Genomic DNA, 23,122 nt, shown 5'->3' on the forward strand with positions numbered 1-23,122 from the left:
CTCGCGATAGGGTCGTCAGCCTCAGTAAAAAACCTCGATCAGACCTCAACCGGTCGACCCTCCACCCGCCGCTCCAGATTCAACGCCAGCACACTGATCAACACCACCGCCGACCCCGCCAGCACCATCAGCGTCGGTCGCTCGCCCAATCCCAGCGAAGCAATCCCCATCGCCGTCGGTGGTATCAGGTACAACGTCATCGTCGCCCGGCTCAAGTCCACATGCTTGAGCACAAAGCCCCAGGCCACATAGGCCAGTGCACTGGGAAATACCCCCAGTGCAAGCACTGCCCACTGCACTCGCAGCGGCGCTTTCACCGCCGCCGCACCCAGCCCCGGCAGATAAATCAGCAACAGCAGCGTCCCCGACCACACCGCATAACAGGCCAGACTGAAGCCGTCATAACGCCGGGCGTGATGTTTTTGCAGGGCGAAGTAAATGCTCCATGACAGCGCTGCCAGCAGGATCAGCAAGCCATGCGCGTCGATCTGCCCCAGGCCCCGATCGGCGCTGACCACGATCACCACCCCGACCAGTCCCAGCAACACGCAGCCCCATCGCCAGACACTGACCTGATCCTTGAACACGTAGCGCGCCAGCAGCGTACTGAACAGCGGGCTCGACTGCGCCAGTACGCTGGAGGCGCCGGCACTGACGCTTTGCTGGCCGATGTTCAGCGCCACGTGATGCAGGCTGACGGCAAAAAATCCCAGGGCGAACAACAGCGGCACATCGCGCGGTTGCGGCAGGCGAATGCTCTTGAACGCCGCGATCACGGCCATGAACAACGACGCCAGCAGAAACCGCAGCAACGCCAGATGCCCGGGGTCGTAGGCTTGCAGGCCGATGTGAATGCCGGTGGGTGAATAGGCCCAGCAGCCGACCACGAAGGCCATGGCCAGAATGATTTTCAAGGGAGAAGGAGACGGCATGATCGGCGCACCGCAAGGGTTGATGCGCCGAGTATCCGGGCGGCGAACAAGTCTCCACAACTGACTTATACTGCGCTGAATGTTCACTTTGAGTGATGGGTATGGAGCTGGCGCAGATCCGCATGTTCAAGACCGTGGCCGACGAGGGCAGCATTGCCCGGGCCGCTGAAAAGCTGTTTTGTGTACCGTCGAACATCACCGCACGGATCAAGGCGTTGGAAGCGGAACTCGGTGTGGCGCTGTTTCTGCGCGAGGGGCGCGGGCTACGGATCAGCCCGGCGGGGCAGACGTTTCTTGCGTATGCCGAGCAGATTCTGGCCCTGACCGCCGAAGCCAAGCGCGCGGTGGATCCCGCCGCCGAACCCTCTGGCCCGCTGCGTATCGGCGCGATCGAGTCCTCGGCCACCGGACGTTTGCCCCGACTGTTGGCCAAGTTTCACCAGCGCTATCCGCAGGTGGCACTGGAGTTGACCACTGGCACCTGGGGCCAATTGCTCGACGACACCGTCAACCATCGCCTCGACGGCGCAATCGTCGCAGTGGACGTCGAGCGCTCGCAACTGAAACGCACGCCGATGTACCGCGAGGAGCTGCTGCTGATTGCTTCGACGTCGTTCGGCCCGGTGCGCGACATCCACGATTTGCAGGACAAAACCGTATTCATGTGGCCGCAAGGCTGCCCGTATCGGGCGGCGCTGGAGCATTGGTTGTTGCGTCAGGGGCAGGCGCTGCCGATTGTCAGCCTGGCGAGTTATGGGGCGATTGTCGGTTGCGTGAGTGCTGGCGCCGGCGTGGCCTTGGTGCCTAAAGGCGTGTTCGAGCAATACGCCAAGGGCGCTGGATGCGTGGGGTATGAGTTTCCCGAACTGACGGCGATCGACAACCTGTTTTACTGGCACGAAAACGCCGGGGTACACCCGGCGCGTGAGGCGTTTGTGGCGATGTTGCGTGAAGAATTCCTCTGACTCCGCTACACCCGCATTCCCTGTGTAGGAGCTGCCGCAGGCTGCGATCTTTTGACTTTGTTATTGAAGAACAAGATCAAAAGATCGCAGCCTGCGGCAGCTCCTACAGGGGAGGGGGTCAAGGAGTCAGGTCGCGCATCAGCAGGCCAAAGCGCAAATCCACCGCATCCGGAATCGGCAAGTACACCGTGTGTCCATCCCCTGGCGCAACCTCGATCGCTTCACCCTTGGCACTCTGCAACTGGTGCAGATCGAAGTGGAAATTGCCCTTGGGTGTCATCAGTTCCAGATGATCGCCCAAGGCAAAACGGTTCTTCACTTTGACCTCGGCCAACCGGTCGCGGCGCTCGCCGGTCAGTTCGCCAACGAACTGCTGGCGCTCGGACACCGAGCTGCCGTTCTGATAGTTCTGGTATTCGTCATGCACATGGCGACGCAGGAAACCTTCGGTGTAGCCGCGCTGGGCCAGTGATTCCAGATCGGTCATCAGACTGCGGTCGAACTCGCGCCCGGCCATCGCATCGTCGATTGCCCGGCGATAGACCTGGGTGGTGCGTGCGCAATAGAAGTGCGATTTGGTCCGGCCCTCGATCTTCAGCGAATGCACGCCCATGCGCGTCAGGCGTTCGACGTGTTGCACCGCGCGCAGATCCTTGGCGTTCATGATGTAGGTGCCGTGCTCGTCTTCAAATGCGGGCATCAACTCATCGGGGCGATTGGCTTCCTGCAGCAGAAACACCTGATCGGTCGGCGCGCCGATGCCCAGGGTCGGCTCCGGCTGGAAGGTCTGCACGATCTCGCCGAGCTGGTTTTCCGTGGCTTGCTGCGCCGAATACTTCCAGCGGCAGGCGTTGGTGCAGGTGCCCTGATTGGCATCGCGCTTGTTCATGTAGCCCGACAGCAGGCAGCGCCCGGAGTAAGCCATGCACAGTGCGCCATGGACGAACACCTCCAGTTCCATGCTTGGTACCTGTTCACGGATTTCGCCGATTTCTTCCAGCGACAATTCCCGCGACAGGATGATCCGGCTCAGGCCTTGTTGCTGCCAGAACTCGACGCTCGCCCAGTTCACCGTGTTGGCCTGCACCGAAAGGTGGATCGGCATCTGCGGAAAATGCCGGCGCACCAGCATGATCAGGCCCGGGTCGGACATGATCAGCGCGTCCGGCGCCATCTCGATCACTGGCGCCAGATCCTTGAGGAACGTCTTCAGTTTGGCGTTGTGCGGGGCGATGTTGACCACCACGTAGAAGCGCTTGCCCTGTGCCTGCGCTTCGCGAATGCCGAGGGCGAGGTTGGCGTGGTCGAACTCGTTGTTGCGCACCCGCAGGCTGTAGCGCGGCTGGCCGGCATAGACCGCGTCGGCACCGTAGGCGAAGGCGTAGCGCATGTTCTTCAGGGTGCCGGCGGGGGCGAGCAGTTCCGGGGCGGCGAGGGGGAGGTCTGGCTTCATGGCGGCATCGGTCGCAAAAGCGCGGCAGGGTAGTGCAGTGGCAAGTGCGGTTTATTGATCTGGATCTACGTTTGAGTGCGTGGACTTTATCTGTGCAGAAAGGGCACAGATCATGTGTCGGTTTCACTGTGTTCGGTTTGACGTTGGCTTCGTAACCTTGGCGCATCCACTCAACCGCAAGAGAAACTTCCCATGCAGAACTTTACTCGCCGATTTCTCACCGCTTGTGCATTTTCCGGTGTATTGGCCAGCAGCGCAGCGATGGCCGACAACCACCCGACCATTCGGGCAATGTCCGGCGCTACACCGGTCGATCATCTGCCAGCGGGCAAGTCTGCGCTGGTGGTGATCGACTTCCAGAATGAATATTTCAGCGGCCGGATGCCGATCCCGGACGGTGCCGCTGCCCTGGCGAAAACCCGTGAGCTGATCACCTTTGCCGACAGTCACAAGATCCCGGTGTATCACGTGCAGCACGTTGCCCCGGCCGGCTCGCCAGTGTTTGCCATCGATGGCCAGACCGTTAAATTTCACCCGGACATGCAGCCGCGCCCGCAAGACGTGGTGCTGCAAAAGAGCACCGTCAGCGTGTTCGCCAGCACCGACCTTGACCAGCAATTGAAAAAGGCCGGCATCCAGACCCTGATCATTTCCGGCCTGATGACCCACGCCTGTGTGGCGGGTGCCGCACGGGACGCCGCGCCTTTGGGCTACAACGTGATTGTCGCGTCCGATGCCTCGGCGACCCGCGCCATCACCCGCGCCAACGGCGTGTCTATCGACAAGGATTCGCTGCACAAGGCCGCGCTGGCGGAAGTCGAAGACACCTTCGGCGATGTGTTGAGCACTGCGCAGATCGTCAAACTGCCGGTGCGCTGATTAGCCGGGCTGCATCGTCCAGGCAATCTATGCTCCATGAACAAAGATGGCACTCGCGCGCGCCCCGGCTGACTAAAGTTCGGGGCGTGCGAGACGCCTGACTGACATGGATTGGACATGAACGAAAAAAACCTGCAATTCAAATCCCTCACCGTGCTGTTGCTGTTGGTGACGGTCGCCTTCATCTGGATTCTGCTGCCGTTCTACGGCGCGGTGTTCTGGGCGGTGATTCTCGGCATTCTGTTTGCGCCGATGCAGCGCAAGTTACAGCTCAAATTCGGCTGGAGGCGCAACCTGACAGCGCTCTGCACGCTGGGCATCTGCCTGGTGATCGCGATTCTGCCGGTGATCATCCTCAGCATCCTGTTGGTCCAGGAAGGCGCGACGGTTTACAACAACATCGAAAGCGGCCAACTGGACATCGGTGCCTATCTGGCACAGTTCAAACACAGCCTGCCCCCGTATTTTCAGCATTTGCTTGATCGCTTCGGCATGGGCGAACTCAACGGTCTGCGCGAGAAAATCGTCAAGGCGTCGATGCAGGGCAGCCAGGTGCTGGCCAGTCAGGCGTTCAGTTTCGGTCAAGGCACATTCGAGTTCGTGGTCAGCTTCGGCATCATGCTGTACCTGCTGTTTTTCTTTCTGCGCGATGGCGCCGAGCTGGTGCGCAAGGTACGCACTGCGGTGCCGTTGGAAGAGAGCCACAAACGCCGTTTGCAGTTGAAGTTCAATCGGGTGGTACGCGCGACGGTCAAGGGCAACCTGGTGGTGGCGGTCACTCAGGGCGCATTGGGTGGGGCGATTTTCTGGTTTCTCGACATCCCCAGCGCGTTGCTCTGGGCCGTGCTGATGGGCTTTCTGTCGCTGTTGCCGGCGGTGGGTGCGGGGATCGTCTGGGCGCCGGTGGCGGTGTACTTCCTGCTCAGCGGGATGATCTGGCAAGGCGTGGTGCTGGGGTTGTTCGGGGTGTTTGTGATCGGTCTGGTGGACAACGTGCTGCGCCCGATCCTGGTCGGTAAGGACACGCGGATGCCGGATTACATGATCCTGATCTCGACCCTCGGCGGCCTCGCAGTGTTCGGCCTCAACGGTTTCGTGATCGGGCCGCTGATCGCGGCATTGTTCATGTCCAGTTGGGCGCTGTTCATCGAGACCAAACCGAAAGTCCAGTTGCCTTAAGCGTGGAATGGGCCGCTGACGATTTTCTGTGACAGGGCCTGCGCCGCGGGCAGTGAAGTGAGCGGGCCGCTGATCGGCTCGCCATCGCGCACCAGATACCAGCAGGCGAGCAATCCCGACGCTCTGAGCGATGCGGGAACAGCGCTACCGACTACCGACATGATTTGAACCTGAGCCATGACAAGTACCTCCATCAATCTGTGGAGCTACCTTATGGATTCGCTGCGCTCAGGGACAATCAACGCTTTCGATAGTGGTCATTGATCACAGTGAGGACTGTGTCAGTCGACAACCTGGTCGAGCATGTGCACCACTTCGTGCTCATTGAGCAGGCCCTTGTGCACGAGATTCTCCGCCAGCAGCGAAAGAAACTTGGCGCAGCGGTGGCCTTCCAGGTGTTTCAGTTCAGTCAACGCGCTGTACACCTTGCTTGAAGTGCACAGGCCGACGATGCGGTGCGGATTTTGTGTAGGCATGGGTCGTCCTTGTTTTTATCAACCTGTTGTTTACGGACGGATTCAGATTGCGGTTCCGTCATGACAAATAGATGACCGTTCTGTGTTTTGCCCCCAACGGTCAAGTCCATCATGCCGACTTTAGCTGCTGGAACTGTCCTCACAGCGACCTTGGCGAGATTTTTTCAGACTCTGCCCGACCGACGGTCATAAAAAAGCCCCGCTATAAAGCGGGGCTTGTTGGTTGCGATTACCAGCGCGGACCACCGTAGTAGCCGTGTGGCCGGCCGTAGTAGCCGCGTGGTGGGCCGTAGTAGACCGGGCCAGGCACGTAGACCGGTTGTTGCACATAGACCGGGGCCGGCTGGTAGTAGACCGGTGGCGGCGGTTGTTGCACATAAACCGGTGCCGGTTGAGCGTAAACAGGCTGTTGCACGTAGACCGGCCGGTCCTGGTTGATCAACGCGGAGCCGATGATGGCCGAGCCGACGATCGCACCAAACACTGCCGGACCCTGCCAGCCACCGCCGTGGGCTTCTGCCTGACCTGTGATAGCGAATGCACCAATCAACAAGGCCACGATGGGGAGTTTACGAATCATGATAATTCCTCGGTTCTTCGACCCGGCGTCCGGGCCTGCACCAGGCCCAAAGTTGTCGCGGGGATACTTCTATGACAGCGAAATTCTGAAAATCAGCACAGCCGCTGGGTAAATTTTGTGTAAGGTCTGTACCGGCTTCTTTACCGGCAGGTCAAAGGGGCTCGCAGCCCGTTGCAGACAGGCGCTTATGATCGTCCAGAACCCGATGGAATGGCTAACTCCGTCCATCCGAAAGTCCGTTTTGAAGGAGAAGTTTCATGCAGATGAATCCCAACAAAGACACCCAGCTGTGCATGTCCCTGTCAGGGCGCCCGGGGAACTTCGGTCTGCGCTTTCATAACCATTTGTATGAGCAGTTGGGCCTGAACTTCTATTACAAGGCGTTCAGCAGTCAGGACCTGCCGGGGGCCGTTGGCGGGATTCGTGCGCTGGGGATTCGTGGTTGCGGGGTGTCGATGCCGTTCAAGGAAGCCTGCATCGCGCTGGTCGATGAGCTGGATGCGTCGGCAGCGGCGATCCAGTCGATCAATACCATCGTCAACACCAACGGCCATCTCAAGGCTTACAACACCGATTACATCGCCATCGCGCAATTGCTGGAAACCCACGCGGTACCGCAAGACACGACGTTTGCCCTGCGCGGCAGCGGCGGCATGGCCAAAGCGGTGGCCAGTGCCTTGCGCGATGGTGGCTACAAGAATGGCTTGATCGTTGCGCGTAACGAGCGCGCCGGGCGCGCATTGGCCGATTCGCTGGGCTATCGCTGGCAGGCGGAGCTCGGCGACGAGCGGCCGCAGATGCTGATCAACGTCACCCCGGTGGGCATGGACGGCGGGCCGGAGGCGGGGCAACTGGCGTTCGAGCCTGAAGTGATCCAGGCCGCCGACACGGTATTCGATGTGGTAGCGATTCCGTCGGAAACGCCGCTGATCGTGCGCGGGCGGGCCGAGGGTAAGAAGGTGATTACCGGGCTTGAAGTGATTGCGATCCAGGCGCTGGAGCAGTTTGTGCTGTACACCGGGGTGCGGCCAAATGAAGAGCAGTTTGCGGCGGCGGTGGCGTTTGCCCGGAGCTGATGAGTTGTGCTGGCTGGGCGGGCCTCTTCGCGAGCAGGCTCGCTCCCACAGTTGAATTTTTGTCATGCACAGATTGTGTGTTCGCTGTAGATCCTCTGTGGGAGCGAGCCTGCTCGCGAAGGATGCACCACGGTCTCAAGCCAGACATCCATGCCTATACTGCCTCCCCAGCCAGCCCAGACTTGCCACCCACAAAAACCGTGACCGAGGCCCGCCATGCACCCACCCATTCTCAACCTGCATCAGGTCGAACTCGAACCCTTGCCCGAAGCCCTTGCCCCGGAAGGTGAAACCGCTGGCCGCTATCAACAACGCATGGCGCGCATCGGCCAGCAGCTTGGTGCGCAGAAACTCGGCTATCGGTTGTACGCCTTGCCGCCAGGCATGCGCGGCAGTCCGTTTCACAGCCATCGGGTCAATGAAGAGATGTTCTATGTGGTGGCCGGGGAGGGCGAAGTGCGGTTAGGGGCCGAACGCTTTCCGATTCGCGCGGGCGACGTGATCGCCTGCCCGCCGGGCGGACCGGAAACGGCGCATCAGATCATCAACACATGCGACGGGGAGCTGCGTTATCTGGCGGTCAGCACCCAGCAGCAACCGGATATCTGTGAGTACCCGGACTCCAACAAATACGCGGTGATGGACAACTTCAAAGTCGATGACCAGGGCAATGCGTCAGGCTTCGTTGCCGTGGCGCGGCAGGCGGATGGTGTGGACTACTGGGATGGTGAATAAATAGAGATCTTCGGCTTGGTGCAGACCCTGTGGGAGCGGGCTTGCTCGCGAATGCAATGTGTCATTCACATCATTGCTAAATGACACACCGCATTCGCGAGCAAGCCCGCTCCCACCATAGGATTGGGGGTGATTATTCGAGACGCGCCAGGCGTTCTTCCAGTGCGGCAATTCGTGCTTCCAGCTCTTCAATGCGTTCAACTGACACACCGCTGGTCGAGCGTTCCCCAGGATTCTGCCGCGCCGCCAGGATCGCCTCGATATCTGCCGGATCGCCCAGCGCATGGGTGTAGCGGTCTTCGCGCTGACCGGCCTGACGTGGAATCAACACCGCCAGTCCGCGCGCGATCAGGCGCTCAAGCTGATGCACCACTTGCTCGGCATCCTCGAAGTCGTGCATGCGGCCGCTGCGGGTCAGCAGCTCATTCACCGTCTGCGGGCCACGCAGGAACATCAGGCCAGTGAGAATCACTTGGGCCGGCACCAGTTCCAGCGCCTTGTCGAGCTTGTGCTCCCAGCGGTCGGCGCGACTGCCCATGACCAGTTTGGCGTAACCGTGGCTTTCCAGCGCCCGCAGGCTCTGGCCAACCTGGCCTTGAGTCAGGTTCATCACCGGCTCGCGGCTGGTTTTCTGATTGCAGGCCAGCACCAGCGCATTGAGGGTCAGCGGATAGGTTTCCGGGCTGGTGGCCTGTTTTTCGATCAACGCACCCAGGATGCGGATTTCCGTGGCGTTGAGCCGTGGTTCGTCGGTGGTGGTTGCAAGTTCGGTGGTCATCGCGCGTTCCCTCAGCAGTCGAAGGCGCCTAGCCTAATCCTTGGCTAACAAAAGGCAAGCCGTGTGGTCATCAAGCATGGCTATAATCGCCTCCACGTTCCACCCAGCCACCACACGAGACTGCCATGACCATTTCCCTGTACGCCGCATCCGTCCCGGTTTTTCAACAAATGCTCAACGCCCTGAGCGATGTCCTGAAAAAGGCTGAAGCCCACGCCACCGAGAAAAACATCGACCCGAACGCCTTCCTGCAAGCGCGCCTGTACCCGGACATGTTCCCGCTGGTGCGTCAGGTGCAGATCGCCGTCGACTTCGCCAAGGGCGTTTCCTCGCGTCTGGCCGAAGTCGAAATCCCGAAATATGACGACACCGAAACCACCTTCGCCGAGCTGCAGGCGCTGATCGCCAAGGTCCTGGCCTATATCGGCGAGATCAAGCCGGAGCAGATCAATGGCAAGGAAGGCATCGAGATCGTGACTCGTCCGGGCACCCCGAAAGAGAAGCGCTTCAGCGGCCAGGCTTACCTGCTGAGCTACGGTCTGCCGCAGTTCTTCTTCCACGTCACCACCACCTATGCGCTGCTGCGTCACAACGGTGTTGAAGTGGGTAAACGCGATTACATGGGCGCGTACTAAAACACCCAGCTACAAAAAAGCCCGCCAAGGTTTGCGCCTTGGCGGGCTTTTTTTTTGTAGGAGTGAGCCTGCTCGCGATAGCGGTGTGTCATACCGAGACGATGTGACTGACACACCGCTATCGCGAGCAGGCTCGCTCCTACAGGTTTATGCGGTGCGTTGGGCTTTCGCTTCTTCACCCAGGCATGCCGCAGCGGTGAACAAAACGTCAGTAGACGAGTTCAGCGCGGTCTCGGCGGAATCCTGCAACACCCCAATGATGAAACCGACCGCCACCACCTGCATGGCAATCTCGCTCGGGATACCGAACAGGCTGCACGCCAGCGGAATCAGCAGCAGCGAGCCGCCGGCCACGCCCGAGGCGCCACAGGCGCAGATCGCCGCGACGACGCTGAGCAGAATCGCGGTTGGAATGTCCACGGCAATCCCCAGTGTGTGCACCGCTGCCAGGGTCAGTACGGTGATGGTGATCGCTGCGCCGGCCATGTTGATGGTTGCGCCCAATGGGATCGATACCGAGTAGGTGTCTTCGTGCAGGCCCAGGCGCTTGCTCAATTCCAGATTGACCGGAATGTTCGCCGCCGAGCTGCGGGTGAAGAACGCGGTGATGCCGCTTTCGCGCAGGCACTTGAGGGTCAGCGGATACGGGTTGCGGCGCAGTTTCCAGAACACGATCAGCGGATTCATCACCAGCGCGACGAACAGCATGCAGCCCAGCAGTACGCCCAGCAGGTGCGCGTAACCGATCAGTGCGCCGAAGCCCGAGGTCGCGAGGGTCGAGGCCACCAGACCGAAAATGCCCAGAGGTGCGAAACGAATCACCACGCGCACGATCAGCGTCACGCCGTTGGACAGGTCGCCCACCACTTCGCGGGTGGTGTCACCGGCGTGGCGGATCGCCACACCCATGCCGATCGCCCAGGCCAGAATGCCGATAAAGTTGGCGTTCATCAGGGCGCTGACCGGGTTGTCGACCACGCTCAACAGCAGGCTCTGCAGGACTTCAGTGATCCCGCCCGGCGCCGTCACCGCGACGTTGTCGGTGGACAGCACCAGATGCGAGGGAAACGCCATGCTGGCAACCACCGCCACCACCGCCGCAGCGAATGTGCCGAGCAGATACAGAAACAGGATCGGCCGGATATGGGTTTCCTGACCGTGCTTGTGGTTGGCGATCGACGCCATTACCAGCACGAACACCAGAATCGGCGCCACGGCTTTCAGGGCCGAGACGAACACTTTGCCGATGAACGCCGAGCCTTTCGCCGCTTCCGGGGCGAACAGCGCCAGGGCGATACCGGCAATCAGGCCGATCAGGATCTGCGTGACCAGGCTGAGGTTTTTCAGGCGTTGCAATAGAGAAGGGGATGAAGCGGTCATAACGGCATCTCTGATTTTTTATAGGGTGCAAGGTTGCGTGAAACCGGTGATACATCGGAGGGCAGGGCACCGGCACGAACCGAAAGGGCTGACGCGCCATCAACGCTGTTAAACAGGCCGCTGAATAGGGTGTACGTTTTTCAGGGCGCGGACTTTATCACAGCGTAGGCGTTATCCTTCAGGCCTGTGACGATCTGCCACCGGATTGATCGGCAAGTCGGCAGGTTTGTGCAAGTCAGCCCGGAAACACTCTGTTAAGATTCGCCATCCTCATTTTCATAGTCTGCCAGCGGGCCTTTCGGTCATCGCTGGTGTCGTCGTTTTGCTGGAGTTGCTCATGCTGTTGCCCATTCTTCTGTTGTCCGCCGCCGGATTCACGGTGCTGACCACGGAATTCGTCATCGTCGGCCTGTTGCCGTCCATTGCCCGCGACCTGGCGGTAACCATTCCGCAGGCCGGTTTGCTGGTGACTCTATTCGCTTTCACGGTGGCGATGTTCGGTCCATTTTTGACCGCGTATTTCGCCCGGTTCGAGCGGCGCAAGTTGTTCATCACGATTTTGATCATGTTCGGCCTGGCCAACACCGTTGCGGCGCTGGCGCCGAACATCTGGGTCATGGCCATCGCCCGGTTGATCCCGGCGCTCGGCCTGCCGGTGTTCTGGGCCTTGGCCAGTGAGACTGCGGTGGACATCGTCGGCCCGGATCACGCCGGCCGCGCGATTGCCAAGATCGGCTTCGGCATTGTTTGCGCGACGGTGTTCGGCATTCCGGTGGGCACCTTGATTTCCGATGCGTTCGGCTGGCGCAGTGCGTTTGCGATTCTGGCGGTCATCGCTTTCGCTAAGGCCTTGTTGCTGTTTGTGTACCTGCCGAAAACCAGCCTGCACCAGCATCAGGTCAGCTTCGCCTCGCAGTTCAAGATCCTGCGCAACCCGCTGATGATCGGCCATGTGCTGTTGTCGATTCTGGTATTCAGCGGCATGTTCACCGCTTATACCTATCTGGCCGACATTCTTGAGCGTCTGGCCGGGTTCAACGGTACGGTGGTTGGCTGGTGCCTGATGGGCTTCGGTGCGGTCGGGCTGATCGGCAACTCACTGGGCGGTCGCGCGGTGGATCGTCATCCGTTGGGCGCCTCTGTGCTGTTCTGCGCGTTCATGATCGCCGGCATGGTCTCGCTGGTGCCGAACATTCACTCGACGGTGGGGCTGGCGGTGGCCATGGGCATCTGGGGCATCACCCAGGCTGCGTTGTTCCTGGTCAGCCATGTACGCCTGATGAAGGCCGCACCGGAAGCGCCAGCCTTTGCCGCCTCGCTGAATATCGCCGGGGCCAACCTCGGGATTGGTCTGGGCGCGATGATCGGCGGTCGGGTAATCGACAGTGCCGGCCTCGGCTTTCTGGGGTTCGCCGCTGCCGGGTTCATTCTGTTGTCGGTGTTCCTCGCCATGGTGTTGATGACGCTCAAGCCGCGCGAAGCGTGCGTCCAGGCGTCATAACGCGGTAAACAGCTCGCGTCGGGCACCTTCGGTAATCGCAACGATGCCGGGGTGCTTGACCTTGCGCTCCACCGAAATGGCATAGAACGACTCGGTCACCGCGTCGGTCTGGCCAATCTCCTCGACGCCGTACTGGCGTTTGACTTCATCGGCAATCACGCTCGGGCCGATGAAAATCCCGCTGCCCGATTGGCCGAAGGCCTGCATCAGGGCGCTGTCATCGAACTCCCCGACGATTCGCGGCTGGATCTGTTGCTCGGCAAACCAGCGCTGCAAACGGCTGCGCACCACGGTTTCCGCGCCTGGGATCAACAGCGGTGCGCCGTTGAGGCTGCGCGGGAAATCCTGCCCGTATTGCGCTGCCAACTTCGTGGTGGCGAAGAAACTGATCCCGCATTCGCCGAGCTTCTGGCTGTAGCCCTTGATGTCGAGGTGCGACGGCATCGGGCTGTCGGAAATCACCAGATCCAGGCGCTGGATGGCCAGATCCGCCAGCAGGCGTTCGAGTTTGTCTTCGCGGCAGGTGATGCGCAGTGGCTCGTGCAGTTCCATGGTCGGCGCGATCAGGCGGTAGACGATGGATTTGGGCACCACATCCGCCACGCCGACGCGAAACAGGATCTGCTGTTCGTTGGGCTGGGCACGTAGCATCAACTCCAGTTCGCCGCCTAACTGAAACATCTGCTCGGCGTAGGGCAGGGCTTGGCGTCCGGCTTCGGTCAGCTCCAGTTGGCGGCCGACCCGTTGAAACAGTTCGATGCCGTAGGTTTGTTCGAGCAGCGAAATCTGCCCGCTGATGGTTTGTGGCGTGAGGTTAAGCTGCTCGCAGGCACGCACGATGCTGCCGGTTTTGGCGACCACCCAGAAGTAATGCAGTTGTCGGTAGTTGAGCATCGAGCCACGACCTCTGTTTTGAAGGTGCTGGATTCGTAAAAACCGAAGTATAGCCGCTAAAAATACGAATTTTACTGAAGTGTTTGTCTCCCTAGAATGCCCAGCCATCGACGGGCGGTCTGTGACCCTGTCTGTTCATTCGAAGGAAGTCCCATGAAATACACAATTCCAGCGTTGATGTTTACGTCTTTACTGCTTATGGCCGGTTGCGATCAGGCCGAGAAAAGCGCCCAGCAGTTGATGGGCAAGGCCGCCGAAAGCGCCAAACAGGCGATCGACGATACGCACAAGGCTGCTGAACAAGCGCTCAGCGACGCCACCGGCGGCCTGATCGAGAAAAAAGAAACACCGGAAAAAGACGCGGAAAAATCCGAATCTTCCTCCAAGACCATCTAAACCGTCTTACACAGAGTCAGGACTGACCCATGGAATATCTGTTAGAACTCGCCGCCAGCCCCGCCGCCTGGGTTGCTTTGGCCACACTGGTGGTGATGGAAATCGTGCTCGGCATCGATAACCTGATCTTTATTTCGATCCTGACCAACAAACTGCCCGTGCAGCATCGGCAGAAGGCGCGGCGCATCGGTATCGGCATGGCGCTGATTCTGCGTCTGGCTCTGTTGAGCACCATCGCCTTCATTGTGCAGTTGACTGCCCCCGTGATCGAAATCATGGGCCAGGCGTTCTCCTGGAAGGACATGATCCTGATTGCCGGTGGTCTGTTCCTGGTGTGGAAAGCCACGACCGAGATCCATCACAGCATGGACCCGGCGCCGGAAGACCCGAAATCCGCGACGTCGACCGTGACCCTGGGTTTTGCGGCTGCGATCGGTCAGATCCTGATGCTGGACATGGTGTTCTCCATCGACAGCATCATTACTGCGGTGGGCATGACTGAGCACTTGCCGATCATGGTGATCGCGGTGGTGGTCTCGGTAATGGTGATGCTGTTTGCGGCTGAACCGCTGGCCAAGTTCATCAACGACAACCCGACGGTGGTGATGCTGGCGCTGGGCTTCCTGATCATGATCGGCATGACGCTGATCGCCGAAGGCTTCGGCGCCCACGTACCGAAAGGTTATGTGTACGCGGCCATGGCCTTCTCGGCAGCGATTGAGGTGCTGAACATGATGTCGCGCCGGGCGAGACAGAAGAAGCTGGCGCAGCAGGCGTAAGCGCTGACCAGCCAAAAGCCCCCTGAGCGCCAAGCGTTCAGGGGGCTTTTTTATGGGCGGAACGTTTGCAGTATCAATGTGCGGTCGCGTGCCGTGCGTTGTGCTTTTGCGGTTTTTCGTCTGCCACAGGTGGCTGCGGGTGATGGTGGCGCCGCGAAATCCGCAGCACGCCCCACAACATGGCAGTGGCCACGGCCAGCCAGCCGGCGATCAGCATTACTATAGTCATGGTCAGGCTCATCAGTGCCTCCTCTTTGCCCTGCGTCGGGCACTCACTTTTTCAATTCGCTCTGTTTCAGTGACAGTCTAGACAATGGGGTGTTTCAGACTATTGACCAAAGGTCGGTAATGACCAATCAGTTCGCTCTATGCAAACGATCGGTCTGCGGTTTAAGGCTATACCGCAGGCCTGCATCGCCCTATGATCGCAGGCGTTGCCGGAACACGATGACCGGCGTCTGACGAGAGTGATGATGGTGCAGGTATTTTCTCGATTGCGAGGGGCGTTGCTGGTGGCCGGTTGCGCGGCGGTGTTGGCAGGGTGTGCGGGCAGTGTGGCGCCGCAGGTCAAGCGTCTGCCGGAACGGGTCGAACTCAGCGGCACGTTCTATCGCGGCGAAGCCAATCAAAGTGGTCCGCAAGTGCTGGCCAGCCTGTTGTCGCAGCAGGGCATCATGATCACCCCGGGGCTGCTGGAAAAACCGTTGCATCTGCCGGATGCACAAGAGCAGTTGCAGCAGAATCTGCAGAGCCTGGCTCGCGATTACGGCATGGTGGTCTATCCGCTGGACAAGAATTTGCCTGCCCTGTTGACCCAGGTCGCGGCAGGTTATCCGGTAATGGTGCGCTTCAGTGAAGGCTCGGCGTTCTGGGCCGAACCGCGTTACGCGATCCTTTCCGGGTATGACCGGTTGAAACAGAAGGTGCTGTTGCGCGCCGGAATGAATCGCCGCGAACTGATGAGCTTCAGCTCTTTTGAATCGGCGTTCGAAAAATCAGGCGGCTGGGCGGTGCTGATCCAGAAACCGTCGCAGATTCCCGCCGAGGTTGATCGCCAGCGCTGGCTCGCAGCAGCGGATGAGCTGGCGCAGGCCGGGCAGGAACGTGAAGCGGCGCAAGCCAAAAAGGCTCTGCCCGCACATTAAGGCTCCGTTCGTCATCTGCCGGGCACCCTCACGCCCGGCAGGCCTCTCACTGATAGAGCCCGAATGTGCGGGTGAATCAGGAGGCGAGCATGGCAGATTCCCCATCCCCGAAAGGCCCACACTCAAGCGAGCATTCGTCCGGTCATGATCTGGGTTTCGATCCGGATTCACCGGATCTCGACGATCCGCAAGTTGATCCGGTCGGCCCCGCCAAGGCGCCGCGAGACGTGCAACCGGACGACGACAGCCAGCGACCGGCCAAGCCCTATGATCCGTTGGCCGATCTGAAACCATGAAGTGAGGTGCGTATGAGTACCGATTCCAGCTTCGACGATAAAAAACCGGACAGCGTGCCGACCACGCCTGAGGACGACGTGGACCCTGTGCTGGATCCGGACAGCCCGCTGCGCGATCCGCTGGCGCGACCTAATGTGCTGACGCCAGATCCGAGCGCTGGTGACGGCATTCCGGACGACGACAAAATGCCGTTACCCAATGATTGAATAACGGGTATTTAACCACTGGCTGAATACCTCTGTGGTGAGGGAGCTTGCTCCCGCTGGACTGCGCAGCAGGCCTTTCTGGTTAAAAAAGGTTCGCTACGCGCCCCAGCGGGAGCAAGCTCCCTCGCCACAGTTGGATATTTCTGGTTACTTGGAGGCTTCGACCACGCCGCTCTGGCGCGACTTGAGGTTTTTCTCGGCCTTGTATTGCTGCGCAACTGCCGGAACGTTGGCGCTCCGGCCGGTTTCCATCCAGCTGCGGATACGACTGGCATCGGCAAAATGCGTGTACTTGCCGAACGCATCGAGAATCACCAGGGCAACCGGGCGGTTGCTCATTCGCGTCACCAGCACCAGGCAATGACCCGCCGGGTTGGTGAAGCCGGTTTTGGTGATCTTGATGTCCCAGTCAGCCTTGTTCACCAGGTGATCGGTGTTGCGGAAACCCAGGGTGTAATTGGGCTTGCGGAACGCTACGGTTTTTTCCTTGGTGGTGGTCAGCTCGCTGAGGATCGGATGCTTGCTCGCGGCGACCAGCAGTTTGCTCAAGTCGCGGGCGGTGGACACGTTGCGTTCCGACAACCCGGTCGGCTCGACATAGTGCGTATTGGTCATGCCCAGCGCTTTGGCCTTGGCGTTCATTGCGGCGATGAACGCGGCGTAACCGCCTGGATAGTGATGCGCGAGGCTGGCGGCCGCACGGTTCTCCGAGGACATCAGGGCAATCAGCAGCATCTCGCGACGCGGCAGTTCGCTCTTCAGTTTGACTCGGGAGAACACGCCTTTCATTTCCGGCGTGTGGCTGATGTCGACGTCGATCCATTCGTCCATGTTCTGGTGCGCTTCAACCACCACCAGTCCGGTCATCAGTTTGCTCACCGAAGCGATCGGTACGATCACATCCGGGTTGCTCGAATAGATGACTTTATTGGTCTGCAAATCCATAAGCAGGGCGCTGCCGGAGGCGATCTTCAATTGCGAAGCATCGCGTGGCGCGGCGGTAGTTTCAGCGGCGTTGACGGTTGGCGTGACGAATGTGCCTGAAAAAGCAAAAACCAGGCTCAGGATCGAAAGACGAATTTTCACGCGGGCGAACTCATAAAGGTTGGATATTCCGTTAGTTTGTAACGGGTTATTTCTTCAAAGCGTCGCATTCTAGGAGTATGGCTGAAGATCTGTCGATGGTTGTTTGAATGACCTGAAAATCTCGTGAAAAGGCCTGTAAAAAGAGGGGTTTCCGGCGAACGGTTAGTGTTTTTTCTCAGATACGAAAAACCCCGCACAAGGCGGGGTTCTTTTACTGCGCAAAAACGTCTCAGGCGTGCAGGGTTTCTGCCGCGTAGAGGGTGTTTTCCAGCAGGCAGGCACGGGTCATCGGGCCAACGCCGCCGGGAACCGGAGTGATCCAGCCGGCGCGGGGCAGTGCGGTTTCATACACCACGTCACCGACCAGTTTGCCGTCGTCCTGACGGTTGATGCCGACGTCGATCACGATCGCGCCCTCCTTGATCCACTCGCCCTTGACCAGGCCCGGCTTGCCGGCGGCGACCACCACCAGATCAGCGCGACCGACGTGGCCGGCCAAGTCCTTGGTGAAGCGGTGGGTGACGGTCACGGTGCAACCGGCCAGCAGCAGTTCCATCGCCATCGGACGACCGACGATGTTCGACGCACCCACCACCACCGCATCCAGACCATAAAGGTCAACGCCGGTGCTTTCCAGCAAGGTCATGATGCCCTTTGGTGTGCACGGACGCAGCAGCGGAATGCGCTGGGCCAGGCGGCCGACGTTATAAGGATGGAAGCCATCGACGTCTTTGTCCGGGCGAATGCGCTCCAGCAGTTTGGAGGCGTCCAGGTGCTCGGGCAGCGGCAGTTGCAGCAGCACGCCGTCGATGGCCGGGTCGTCGTTGAGGCGATCGATCAGATCGGTCAGCGCTTCTTGAGTGGTTTCGGAAGGCAGGTCGTAGGCTTGAGAGAGGAAGCCGACCTCTTCACAGTCTTTACGCTTGTGCGAGACATAAACCTGAGAGGCAGGATCGCTGCCGACCAGGATCACCGCGAGGCCGGGAGTGCGCAGGCCTTGCTGGCGACGCTCGGCAACTCGTTGGGCGATCTGCTGGCGCAGGCTGGCGGCGATCGATTTGCCGTCGATTAGTTGTGCAGTCATTGCGCGTGATTAACCATCGAGAGGGGAAAAAAAGAGAACGCATTCTCGCATGTCAGACGGTGAGGGCAAAGGCGCTTGGTCAGCAAATTCCCCTAACTCCTTTAATTAAATGAATTTTTTTCAAAAAGGATTTGACGACCTTGGGAGCGCTCTATACTATTCGTCGCACTTGTCGGGCACAGCCTAGCACTGGTTAAGAAGGTTGAGCGGAATTAGCGTTCTGCGAAGCTGGAAAGCATTTAGTTTGTAGTCCTCCAAGAGTACAGATTAATAAGGCGCCCGTAGCTCAGCTGGATAGAGCATCCGCCTTCTAAGCGGATGGTCGCAGGTTCGAGTCCTGCCGGGTGCGCCATTAGGCAGCTTTGGCACAAGTAGCGCGATATGGTGGGCGTAGCTCAGTTGGTAGAGCACGGGATTGTGACTCCCGTTGTCGTGGGTTCGATCCCCATCGTCCACCCCATATTTCGAAAGGCGCCAGATGTAACAATCTGGCGCCTTTGCTTTAAAAAGCTTCATCTGCGGATGTGGTGGAATTGGTAGACACACTGGATTTAGGTTCCAGCGCCGCGAGGCGTAAGAGTTCGAGTCTCTTCATCCGCACCAATTAAAGCTTCATTCATGCCGCAGGCCTGATGAAGTTCAGCAAAGAAGTTGAATGGCTTTTTTGTGACGCAATATGGTGGGCGTAGCTCAGTTGGTAGAGCACGGGATTGTGACTCCCGTTGTCGTGGGTTCGATCCCCATCGTCCACCCCATATTTCGAAAGGCGCCAGATTTAACAGTCTGGCGCCTTTTTTGTTTTACGGCTGGTGGTTTGTCGCGCAGCGATTCGGGTCGAAGGGCAGGGCGTTTCGTCGTGTTCAGGGGCTTGCTGTCAGCGTGCCGACCGCCGGCCATGTTCGCGGGATCAGCCGTCAGGGAGATGGCTCGCAGTCTCTTCTATATATAGAAGCGGTTGAAGCAGAGCCTTGGCGTGATGGTCTTTATTCGTCTTCGAGGTGGAGTGCATTGCTGCATTCGCACCTATAAATGGCCTGCTGTTTTTTTACCCGTTTTCAGTAGGGTGACTTCTTGAGTTTGACCCACTAGAATGCATGCCCTTGATTCTGGGGTCGGAAACGGCCGGCTAACGTCTGTGCAACGAGGAATATCCATGCAAGTTTCTGTTGAAAATACTACTGCTCTTGAGCGCCGCATGAGCGTCACCGTGCCGGCTGAGCGCATTGAGAGCCAGGTCAACAAGCGTCTGCAGCAGACTGCCCAAAAGGCCAAGATTGCTGGCTTCCGTCCAGGCAAAGTGCCAATGAGCGAAATCAAGCGCCGTTTCGGTGCTGACGCTCGTCAGGAAGCTGTTGGTGATGTCATCCAGTCCTCCTTCTACGAAGCCGTGGTTGAGCAGAAGCTGAACCCTGCCGGTTCGCCTTCGATCGAGCCGAAGTCGCTGGAAGCTGGCAAAGACCTGGAATACGTTGCCGTATTCGAAGTGTTCCCTGAGTTCACCGTTGCCGGTTTCGACGGCATCACTGTCGAGCGTCTGAGCGCTGAAGTGGCTGACGCCGATCTGGACAAGATGCTGGACATCCTGCGCAAGCAGAACACCCGTTTTGAAGTGGCCGATCGTGCTGCTCAGAACGAAGACCAGCTGAACATTGATTTCGTTGGCAAGGTTGACGGCGAAGCCTTCGCTGGCGGCTCGGCCAAAGGCACTCAGCTGGTGCTGGGTTCCGGTCGCATGATCCCGGGCTTCGAAGAAGGCCTGGTGGGCGCTAAAGCGGGCGAAGAGCGCGTTCTGAACCTGACCTTCCCTGAGGACTATCAGAACCTGGACCTGGCCGGCAAAACCGCCGAGTTCACCGTGACGGTCAACACCGTTTCCGAGCCTAAGCTGCCAGAGCTGAACGAAGAGTTCTTCGCTCAATTCGGCATCAAGGAAAGCGGCATCGACGGTTTCCGCACCGAAGTTCGCAAGAACATGGAGCGTGAGCTGCGTCAGGCCATCAAGTCCAAGGTAAAAAATCAGGTAATGGACGGTCTGCTGGCCACCAACCCGATCGAAGTGCCGAAGGCTCTGCTGTCCAACGAAGTTGACCGTCTGCGTGTGCAGGCGGTTCAGCAGTTCGGTGGCAACATCAAGCCTGACCAACTGCCGGCCGAGCTGTTCGAAGAGCAAGCCAAGCGCCGTGTAGTGCTGGGTCTGATCGTGGCCGAAGTGGTCAAGCAATTCGACCTGAAGCCTGACGAAGCCCGCGTTCGCGAAATGATTCAGGAAATGGCTTCGGCTTACCAGGAACCTGAGCAGGTCGTGTCCTGGTACTACAAGAACGAGCAGCAACTGAACGAAGTTCGTTCGGTTGTGCTGGAAGAACAAGTTGTGGATACTGTTCTGCAGAAAGCTAGCGTGACCGACAAATCGGTCTCTTACGAAGAAGCGGTCAAGCCGGTAGAAGCTCCAAAAGCCGACTGATTGTTTTTGCGTTAAGAAGTACACACATAAGCCAGCCTTCGAGCTGGCTTATGCGTATTCAAGACATAACTATTTGGGAGTGACTGCAGAGCATGTTCCGTAATTCGTATATTCAGCAGAACTCTGATATCCAGGCCGCTGGCGGCCTGGTCCCGATGGTTGTCGAGCAATCTGCTCGTGGCGAGCGCGCCTATGACATCTACTCGCGCCTTCTGAAGGAGCGCGTCATTTTTCTGGTGGGTCCTGTAGAGGACTACATGGCCAACCTGATCTGTGCGCAATTGCTGTTCCTTGAAGCGGAAAACCCGGACAAGGACATCCATCTCTATATCAACTCCCCGGGCGGTTCGGTGACAGCGGGCATGTCGATCTACGACACCATGCAGTTCATCAAGCCAAACGTCTCGACGACGTGCATTGGTCAGGCGTGCAGCATGGGTGCATTCCTGCTGACGGCCGGTGCTCCAGGCAAGCGTTTCTGCCTGCCGAACTCGCGTGTGATGATTCACCAGCCACTGGGCGGTTTCCAGGGCCAGGCCTCTGATATCGAAATCCATGCCAAGGAAATCCTCTTCATTCGCGAGCGTCTGAACACGCTGATGGCCAAGCACAGCGGTCGTACGCTTGAAGAAATCGAGCGTGACACCAACCGCGACAACTTCATGAGTGCAGAAGCTGCGAAGGAATACGGCCTGATCGACGAAGTCATCAACCAGCGTCCTGCGTAAAATAAGCAGCTCAAAATAAGGTGGGTCGGCAGGTCCGACCACCAGCGGGCTTGAAAAAGCCCGCAATAGCCTTCATCTTGTGTTGCAAGCCTATCGGATTTGGATCGAACGAATGACTGACACCCGCAACGGCGAGGACAACGGCAAGCTGCTCTATTGCTCCTTCTGTGGCAAAAGCCAGCATGAAGTGCGCAAATTGATTGCCGGCCCCTCGGTCTTTATCTGCGACGAGTGCGTCGACCTGTGCAATGACATCATCCGCGAGGAGGTGCAGGAAGCACAGGCCGAAAGCAGCGCGCATAAATTGCCTTCGCCTAAAGAAATCAGCGGCATCCTTGACCAGTATGTAATCGGTCAGGAGCGTGCGAAAAAGGTTCTGGCCGTAGCGGTGTACAACCACTACAAGCGCCTGAATCAGCGTGACAAGAAGGCTGACGACGTCGAACTCGGCAAGAGCAACATCCTGCTGATCGGCCCGACAGGCTCCGGTAAAACCCTGCTGGCCGAAACACTGGCCCGCCTGCTGAACGTTCCGTTCACCATCGCTGACGCAACCACCCTCACCGAGGCCGGTTACGTAGGTGAAGATGTCGAGAACATCATTCAGAAATTGCTGCAAAAGTGCGATTACGACGTGGAAAAGGCCCAGATGGGCATTGTCTATATCGACGAAATCGACAAGATTTCCCGCAAGTCCGACAACCCGTCGATCACCCGCGATGTTTCCGGTGAAGGCGTGCAGCAGGCCTTGCTCAAGTTGATCGAAGGCACGGTCGCTTCCGTTCCGCCGCAAGGTGGTCGCAAGCATCCGCAGCAGGAATTCCTGCAGGTCGACACCCGTAACATCCTGTTCATCTGCGGTGGTGCGTTCTCTGGTCTGGAAAAGGTTATCCAAAACCGTTCCACCAAAGGCGGCATCGGTTTCAACGCAGAAGTGCGCAGCAAGGAAGAAGGCAAGAAAGTCGGTGAATCCCTGCGTGAAGTCGAGCCTGACGATCTGGTCAAGTTCGGTCTGATCCCGGAATTCGTCGGTCGTCTGCCGGTTCTTGCGACGCTGGACGAGCTCGACGAGGCTGCGTTGATGCAGATCCTCACCGAGCCGAAAAATGCTCTGACCAAACAGTATGCCAAGCTGTTCGAGATGGAAGGCGTGGATCTGGAGTTCCGGACCGACGCACTGAAATCGGTCGCCAAACGTGCCCTGGAACGTAAAACCGGTGCCCGTGGCCTGCGTTCGATTCTCGAAGGTGTGCTGCTCGACACGATGTACGAAATCCCTTCGCAGTCTGAAGTGAGCAAAGTCGTCATCGATGAAAGCGTGATTGAAGGCAAGTCCAAGCCACTGTATATCTACGAAAACAGTGAGCCGACGGCCAAGGCAGCGCCGGACGCGTAAGCGTCCACACTGCCGGAACAAAGAAGGGGCCTTCGGGCCTCTTTTTTTTTATGTCGTTTTTTACATCCGCTTTGCGCT

Annotated in this window: 26 protein-coding genes and 4 tRNA genes; 19 read left to right on the top strand and 11 right to left on the bottom strand. The window is 58.8% G+C overall.

The window, feature by feature from the left end; translation table 11 throughout:
• Positions 1-38: 38 nt before the first annotated feature.
• Complete coding sequence (locus CRO59_RS13090) at positions 39-932, bottom strand: DMT family transporter (protein ID WP_097087779.1); 894 nt, start codon at positions 930-932, stop codon at positions 39-41.
• 101 nt (positions 933-1,033) lie between these two features.
• Between CRO59_RS13090 and CRO59_RS13095 the strand changes: the two genes are divergently transcribed.
• On the top strand, positions 1,034-1,897 hold the full coding sequence (locus tag CRO59_RS13095; protein WP_097087780.1) for a LysR family transcriptional regulator: 864 nt from the start codon (positions 1,034-1,036) through the stop codon (positions 1,895-1,897).
• A 118-nt stretch (positions 1,898-2,015) separates the two neighbouring features.
• On the opposite strand, the gene yegQ is transcribed toward CRO59_RS13095, so the two are convergent.
• Positions 2,016-3,350, bottom strand: a complete 1,335-nt coding sequence (gene yegQ, locus CRO59_RS13100) for a tRNA 5-hydroxyuridine modification protein YegQ (protein WP_097087782.1) — start codon at positions 3,348-3,350, stop codon at positions 2,016-2,018.
• A gap of 192 nt (positions 3,351-3,542) precedes the next feature.
• On the opposite strand from yegQ, the gene CRO59_RS13105 reads away from it, so the two are divergent.
• Together CRO59_RS13105 and CRO59_RS13110 are read left to right on the top strand one after the other, a co-directional pair.
• Positions 3,543-4,229 (top strand): cysteine hydrolase family protein, encoded by a 687-nt coding sequence (locus tag CRO59_RS13105; protein WP_097087784.1) that lies wholly within the window; start codon positions 3,543-3,545, stop codon positions 4,227-4,229.
• A gap of 117 nt (positions 4,230-4,346) precedes the next feature.
• Entirely contained in the window at positions 4,347-5,408 is a 1,062-nt protein-coding gene (locus CRO59_RS13110) for an AI-2E family transporter (protein ID WP_096797754.1), read from the top strand.
• On the opposite strand, the gene CRO59_RS13115 is transcribed toward CRO59_RS13110, so the two are convergent.
• The 3 genes from CRO59_RS13115 to CRO59_RS13125 form a co-directional block, all read right to left on the bottom strand.
• On the bottom strand, positions 5,405-5,587 hold the full coding sequence (locus tag CRO59_RS13115) for a hypothetical protein (protein ID WP_097087786.1): 183 nt from the start codon (positions 5,585-5,587) through the stop codon (positions 5,405-5,407). The two genes, CRO59_RS13110 and CRO59_RS13115, sit on opposite strands and share 4 nt — an antisense overlap.
• Before the next feature lie 102 nt (positions 5,588-5,689).
• The gene (locus CRO59_RS13120; protein ID WP_047597446.1) at positions 5,690-5,884 is read right to left on the bottom strand and encodes a hypothetical protein; all 195 of its coding nucleotides are present in this window, start codon (positions 5,882-5,884) and stop codon (positions 5,690-5,692) included.
• 229 nt (positions 5,885-6,113) lie between these two features.
• Positions 6,114-6,464 (bottom strand): hypothetical protein, encoded by a 351-nt coding sequence (locus CRO59_RS13125; protein WP_007965394.1) that lies wholly within the window; start codon positions 6,462-6,464, stop codon positions 6,114-6,116.
• Positions 6,465-6,721: 257 nt separating this feature from the next.
• Here CRO59_RS13125 and CRO59_RS13130 point away from each other — a divergent pair, with 257 nt between their 5' ends.
• Positions 6,722-7,540, top strand: a complete 819-nt coding sequence (locus CRO59_RS13130; RefSeq protein ID WP_097087788.1) for a shikimate 5-dehydrogenase — start codon at positions 6,722-6,724, stop codon at positions 7,538-7,540.
• Between the two features lie 216 nt (positions 7,541-7,756).
• Positions 7,757-8,275 carry a cupin domain-containing protein gene (locus CRO59_RS13135; protein ID WP_097087790.1) on the top strand — a complete coding sequence of 173 codons (519 nt, stop codon included), beginning with the start codon at positions 7,757-7,759 and terminating at the stop codon, positions 8,273-8,275.
• Between the two features lie 133 nt (positions 8,276-8,408).
• Here CRO59_RS13135 and CRO59_RS13140 read toward each other — a convergent pair whose 3' ends face one another.
• Positions 8,409-9,053, bottom strand: a complete 645-nt coding sequence (locus CRO59_RS13140; protein WP_097087792.1) for a YceH family protein — start codon at positions 9,051-9,053, stop codon at positions 8,409-8,411.
• A gap of 125 nt (positions 9,054-9,178) precedes the next feature.
• On the opposite strand from CRO59_RS13140, the gene CRO59_RS13145 reads away from it, so the two are divergent.
• Positions 9,179-9,688: a DUF1993 family protein gene (locus tag CRO59_RS13145; RefSeq protein ID WP_007965386.1), complete on the top strand. Its 510-nt coding sequence runs from the start codon at positions 9,179-9,181 to the stop codon at positions 9,686-9,688.
• A 147-nt stretch (positions 9,689-9,835) separates the two neighbouring features.
• On the opposite strand, the gene sstT is transcribed toward CRO59_RS13145, so the two are convergent.
• Positions 9,836-11,068 (bottom strand): serine/threonine transporter SstT, encoded by a 1,233-nt coding sequence (gene sstT, locus CRO59_RS13150; RefSeq protein WP_096795703.1) that lies wholly within the window; start codon positions 11,066-11,068, stop codon positions 9,836-9,838.
• Between the two features lie 337 nt (positions 11,069-11,405).
• On the opposite strand from sstT, the gene CRO59_RS13155 reads away from it, so the two are divergent.
• Positions 11,406-12,569 (top strand): MFS transporter, encoded by a 1,164-nt coding sequence (locus CRO59_RS13155; protein ID WP_097087793.1) that lies wholly within the window; start codon positions 11,406-11,408, stop codon positions 12,567-12,569.
• On the opposite strand, the gene nhaR is transcribed toward CRO59_RS13155, so the two are convergent.
• Positions 12,564-13,463 carry a transcriptional activator NhaR gene (gene nhaR, locus CRO59_RS13160; RefSeq protein ID WP_097087795.1) on the bottom strand — a complete coding sequence of 300 codons (900 nt, stop codon included), beginning with the start codon at positions 13,461-13,463 and terminating at the stop codon, positions 12,564-12,566. The genes CRO59_RS13155 and nhaR overlap by 6 nt on opposite strands.
• A gap of 153 nt (positions 13,464-13,616) precedes the next feature.
• Here nhaR and CRO59_RS13165 point away from each other — a divergent pair, with 153 nt between their 5' ends.
• Positions 13,617-13,859 carry a hypothetical protein gene (locus CRO59_RS13165; RefSeq protein WP_007965379.1) on the top strand — a complete coding sequence of 81 codons (243 nt, stop codon included), beginning with the start codon at positions 13,617-13,619 and terminating at the stop codon, positions 13,857-13,859.
• A gap of 29 nt (positions 13,860-13,888) precedes the next feature.
• Positions 13,889-14,638: a TerC family protein gene (locus CRO59_RS13170; RefSeq protein WP_097087797.1), complete on the top strand. Its 750-nt coding sequence runs from the start codon at positions 13,889-13,891 to the stop codon at positions 14,636-14,638.
• A gap of 73 nt (positions 14,639-14,711) precedes the next feature.
• Here CRO59_RS13170 and CRO59_RS28765 read toward each other — a convergent pair whose 3' ends face one another.
• Entirely contained in the window at positions 14,712-14,867 is a 156-nt protein-coding gene (locus CRO59_RS28765) for a hypothetical protein (RefSeq protein ID WP_177408990.1), read from the bottom strand.
• A gap of 244 nt (positions 14,868-15,111) precedes the next feature.
• On the opposite strand from CRO59_RS28765, the gene CRO59_RS13175 reads away from it, so the two are divergent.
• From CRO59_RS13175 to CRO59_RS13185, 3 genes are all read left to right on the top strand, one after another.
• Positions 15,112-15,783 carry a peptidase C39 family protein gene (locus CRO59_RS13175; RefSeq protein ID WP_097087798.1) on the top strand — a complete coding sequence of 224 codons (672 nt, stop codon included), beginning with the start codon at positions 15,112-15,114 and terminating at the stop codon, positions 15,781-15,783.
• Positions 15,784-15,872: 89 nt separating this feature from the next.
• On the top strand, positions 15,873-16,079 hold the full coding sequence (locus tag CRO59_RS13180) for a DUF6021 family protein (RefSeq protein ID WP_047597456.1): 207 nt from the start codon (positions 15,873-15,875) through the stop codon (positions 16,077-16,079).
• 12 nt (positions 16,080-16,091) lie between these two features.
• Complete coding sequence (locus CRO59_RS13185) at positions 16,092-16,286, top strand: hypothetical protein (RefSeq protein WP_047291581.1); 195 nt, start codon at positions 16,092-16,094, stop codon at positions 16,284-16,286.
• A 147-nt stretch (positions 16,287-16,433) separates the two neighbouring features.
• Here CRO59_RS13185 and pbpG read toward each other — a convergent pair whose 3' ends face one another.
• Together pbpG and folD are read right to left on the bottom strand one after the other, a co-directional pair.
• A complete protein-coding gene (gene pbpG, locus CRO59_RS13190; RefSeq protein WP_096795700.1) occupies positions 16,434-17,372 on the bottom strand; it encodes a D-alanyl-D-alanine endopeptidase in 939 nt (312 codons plus the stop codon).
• A gap of 229 nt (positions 17,373-17,601) precedes the next feature.
• Positions 17,602-18,456 carry a bifunctional methylenetetrahydrofolate dehydrogenase/methenyltetrahydrofolate cyclohydrolase FolD gene (gene folD / locus CRO59_RS13195; RefSeq protein WP_003223627.1) on the bottom strand — a complete coding sequence of 285 codons (855 nt, stop codon included), beginning with the start codon at positions 18,454-18,456 and terminating at the stop codon, positions 17,602-17,604.
• 275 nt (positions 18,457-18,731) lie between these two features.
• Between folD and CRO59_RS13200 the strand changes: the two genes are divergently transcribed.
• The 7 genes from CRO59_RS13200 to clpX all read left to right on the top strand — a co-directional run bounded on the left by CRO59_RS13200 (position 18,732) and on the right by clpX (position 23,044).
• Positions 18,732-18,808: transfer RNA gene (locus tag CRO59_RS13200), tRNA-Arg, on the top strand.
• A 32-nt stretch (positions 18,809-18,840) separates the two neighbouring features.
• Positions 18,841-18,916: transfer RNA gene (locus tag CRO59_RS13205), tRNA-His, on the top strand.
• A gap of 58 nt (positions 18,917-18,974) precedes the next feature.
• Positions 18,975-19,059, top strand: a tRNA-Leu gene (locus CRO59_RS13210).
• A gap of 76 nt (positions 19,060-19,135) precedes the next feature.
• Positions 19,136-19,211 (top strand) — tRNA-His (locus CRO59_RS13215).
• Between the two features lie 398 nt (positions 19,212-19,609).
• A complete protein-coding gene (gene tig, locus CRO59_RS13220) occupies positions 19,610-20,920 on the top strand; it encodes a trigger factor (RefSeq protein ID WP_027614582.1) in 1,311 nt (436 codons plus the stop codon).
• A gap of 92 nt (positions 20,921-21,012) precedes the next feature.
• Entirely contained in the window at positions 21,013-21,648 is a 636-nt protein-coding gene (gene clpP, locus CRO59_RS13225) for an ATP-dependent Clp endopeptidase proteolytic subunit ClpP (protein WP_007951559.1), read from the top strand.
• A 112-nt stretch (positions 21,649-21,760) separates the two neighbouring features.
• The gene (gene clpX, locus CRO59_RS13230) at positions 21,761-23,044 is read left to right on the top strand and encodes an ATP-dependent Clp protease ATP-binding subunit ClpX (protein WP_003223632.1); all 1,284 of its coding nucleotides are present in this window, start codon (positions 21,761-21,763) and stop codon (positions 23,042-23,044) included.
• Positions 23,045-23,122: the final 78 nt, after the last annotated feature.

The sequence above is a fragment of the Pseudomonas sp. LAMO17WK12:I5 genome (genome assembly GCF_900215165.1).
GTDB classification, from domain to species: Bacteria; Pseudomonadota; Gammaproteobacteria; order Pseudomonadales; family Pseudomonadaceae; genus Aquipseudomonas; species Aquipseudomonas putida_A.

Excerpts from the sequence above, each read along its gene's own strand:
- CRO59_RS13090 (WP_097087779.1), bottom strand. The coding sequence starts at position 932 with ATGCCGTCTCCTTCTCCCTTGAAAATCATTCTGGCCATGGCCTTCGTG.
- CRO59_RS13095 (WP_097087780.1), top strand. The coding sequence starts at position 1,034 with ATGGAGCTGGCGCAGATCCGCATGTTCAAGACCGTGGCCGACGAGGGC.
- yegQ (WP_097087782.1), bottom strand. The coding sequence starts at position 3,350 with ATGAAGCCAGACCTCCCCCTCGCCGCCCCGGAACTGCTCGCCCCCGCC.
- CRO59_RS13105 (WP_097087784.1), top strand. The coding sequence starts at position 3,543 with ATGCAGAACTTTACTCGCCGATTTCTCACCGCTTGTGCATTTTCCGGT.
- CRO59_RS13110 (WP_096797754.1), top strand. The coding sequence starts at position 4,347 with ATGAACGAAAAAAACCTGCAATTCAAATCCCTCACCGTGCTGTTGCTG.
- CRO59_RS13115 (WP_097087786.1), bottom strand. The coding sequence starts at position 5,587 with ATGGCTCAGGTTCAAATCATGTCGGTAGTCGGTAGCGCTGTTCCCGCA.
- CRO59_RS13120 (WP_047597446.1), bottom strand. The coding sequence starts at position 5,884 with ATGCCTACACAAAATCCGCACCGCATCGTCGGCCTGTGCACTTCAAGC.
- CRO59_RS13125 (WP_007965394.1), bottom strand. The coding sequence starts at position 6,464 with ATGATTCGTAAACTCCCCATCGTGGCCTTGTTGATTGGTGCATTCGCT.
- CRO59_RS13130 (WP_097087788.1), top strand. The coding sequence starts at position 6,722 with ATGCAGATGAATCCCAACAAAGACACCCAGCTGTGCATGTCCCTGTCA.
- CRO59_RS13135 (WP_097087790.1), top strand. The coding sequence starts at position 7,757 with ATGCACCCACCCATTCTCAACCTGCATCAGGTCGAACTCGAACCCTTG.
- CRO59_RS13140 (WP_097087792.1), bottom strand. The coding sequence starts at position 9,053 with ATGACCACCGAACTTGCAACCACCACCGACGAACCACGGCTCAACGCC.
- CRO59_RS13145 (WP_007965386.1), top strand. The coding sequence starts at position 9,179 with ATGACCATTTCCCTGTACGCCGCATCCGTCCCGGTTTTTCAACAAATG.
- sstT (WP_096795703.1), bottom strand. The coding sequence starts at position 11,068 with ATGACCGCTTCATCCCCTTCTCTATTGCAACGCCTGAAAAACCTCAGC.
- CRO59_RS13155 (WP_097087793.1), top strand. The coding sequence starts at position 11,406 with ATGCTGTTGCCCATTCTTCTGTTGTCCGCCGCCGGATTCACGGTGCTG.
- nhaR (WP_097087795.1), bottom strand. The coding sequence starts at position 13,463 with ATGCTCAACTACCGACAACTGCATTACTTCTGGGTGGTCGCCAAAACC.
- CRO59_RS13165 (WP_007965379.1), top strand. The coding sequence starts at position 13,617 with ATGAAATACACAATTCCAGCGTTGATGTTTACGTCTTTACTGCTTATG.
- CRO59_RS13170 (WP_097087797.1), top strand. The coding sequence starts at position 13,889 with ATGGAATATCTGTTAGAACTCGCCGCCAGCCCCGCCGCCTGGGTTGCT.
- CRO59_RS28765 (WP_177408990.1), bottom strand. The coding sequence starts at position 14,867 with ATGACTATAGTAATGCTGATCGCCGGCTGGCTGGCCGTGGCCACTGCC.
- CRO59_RS13175 (WP_097087798.1), top strand. The coding sequence starts at position 15,112 with ATGGTGCAGGTATTTTCTCGATTGCGAGGGGCGTTGCTGGTGGCCGGT.
- CRO59_RS13180 (WP_047597456.1), top strand. The coding sequence starts at position 15,873 with ATGGCAGATTCCCCATCCCCGAAAGGCCCACACTCAAGCGAGCATTCG.
- CRO59_RS13185 (WP_047291581.1), top strand. The coding sequence starts at position 16,092 with ATGAGTACCGATTCCAGCTTCGACGATAAAAAACCGGACAGCGTGCCG.
- folD (WP_003223627.1), bottom strand. The coding sequence starts at position 18,456 with ATGACTGCACAACTAATCGACGGCAAATCGATCGCCGCCAGCCTGCGC.
- tig (WP_027614582.1), top strand. The coding sequence starts at position 19,610 with ATGCAAGTTTCTGTTGAAAATACTACTGCTCTTGAGCGCCGCATGAGC.
- clpP (WP_007951559.1), top strand. The coding sequence starts at position 21,013 with ATGTTCCGTAATTCGTATATTCAGCAGAACTCTGATATCCAGGCCGCT.
- clpX (WP_003223632.1), top strand. The coding sequence starts at position 21,761 with ATGACTGACACCCGCAACGGCGAGGACAACGGCAAGCTGCTCTATTGC.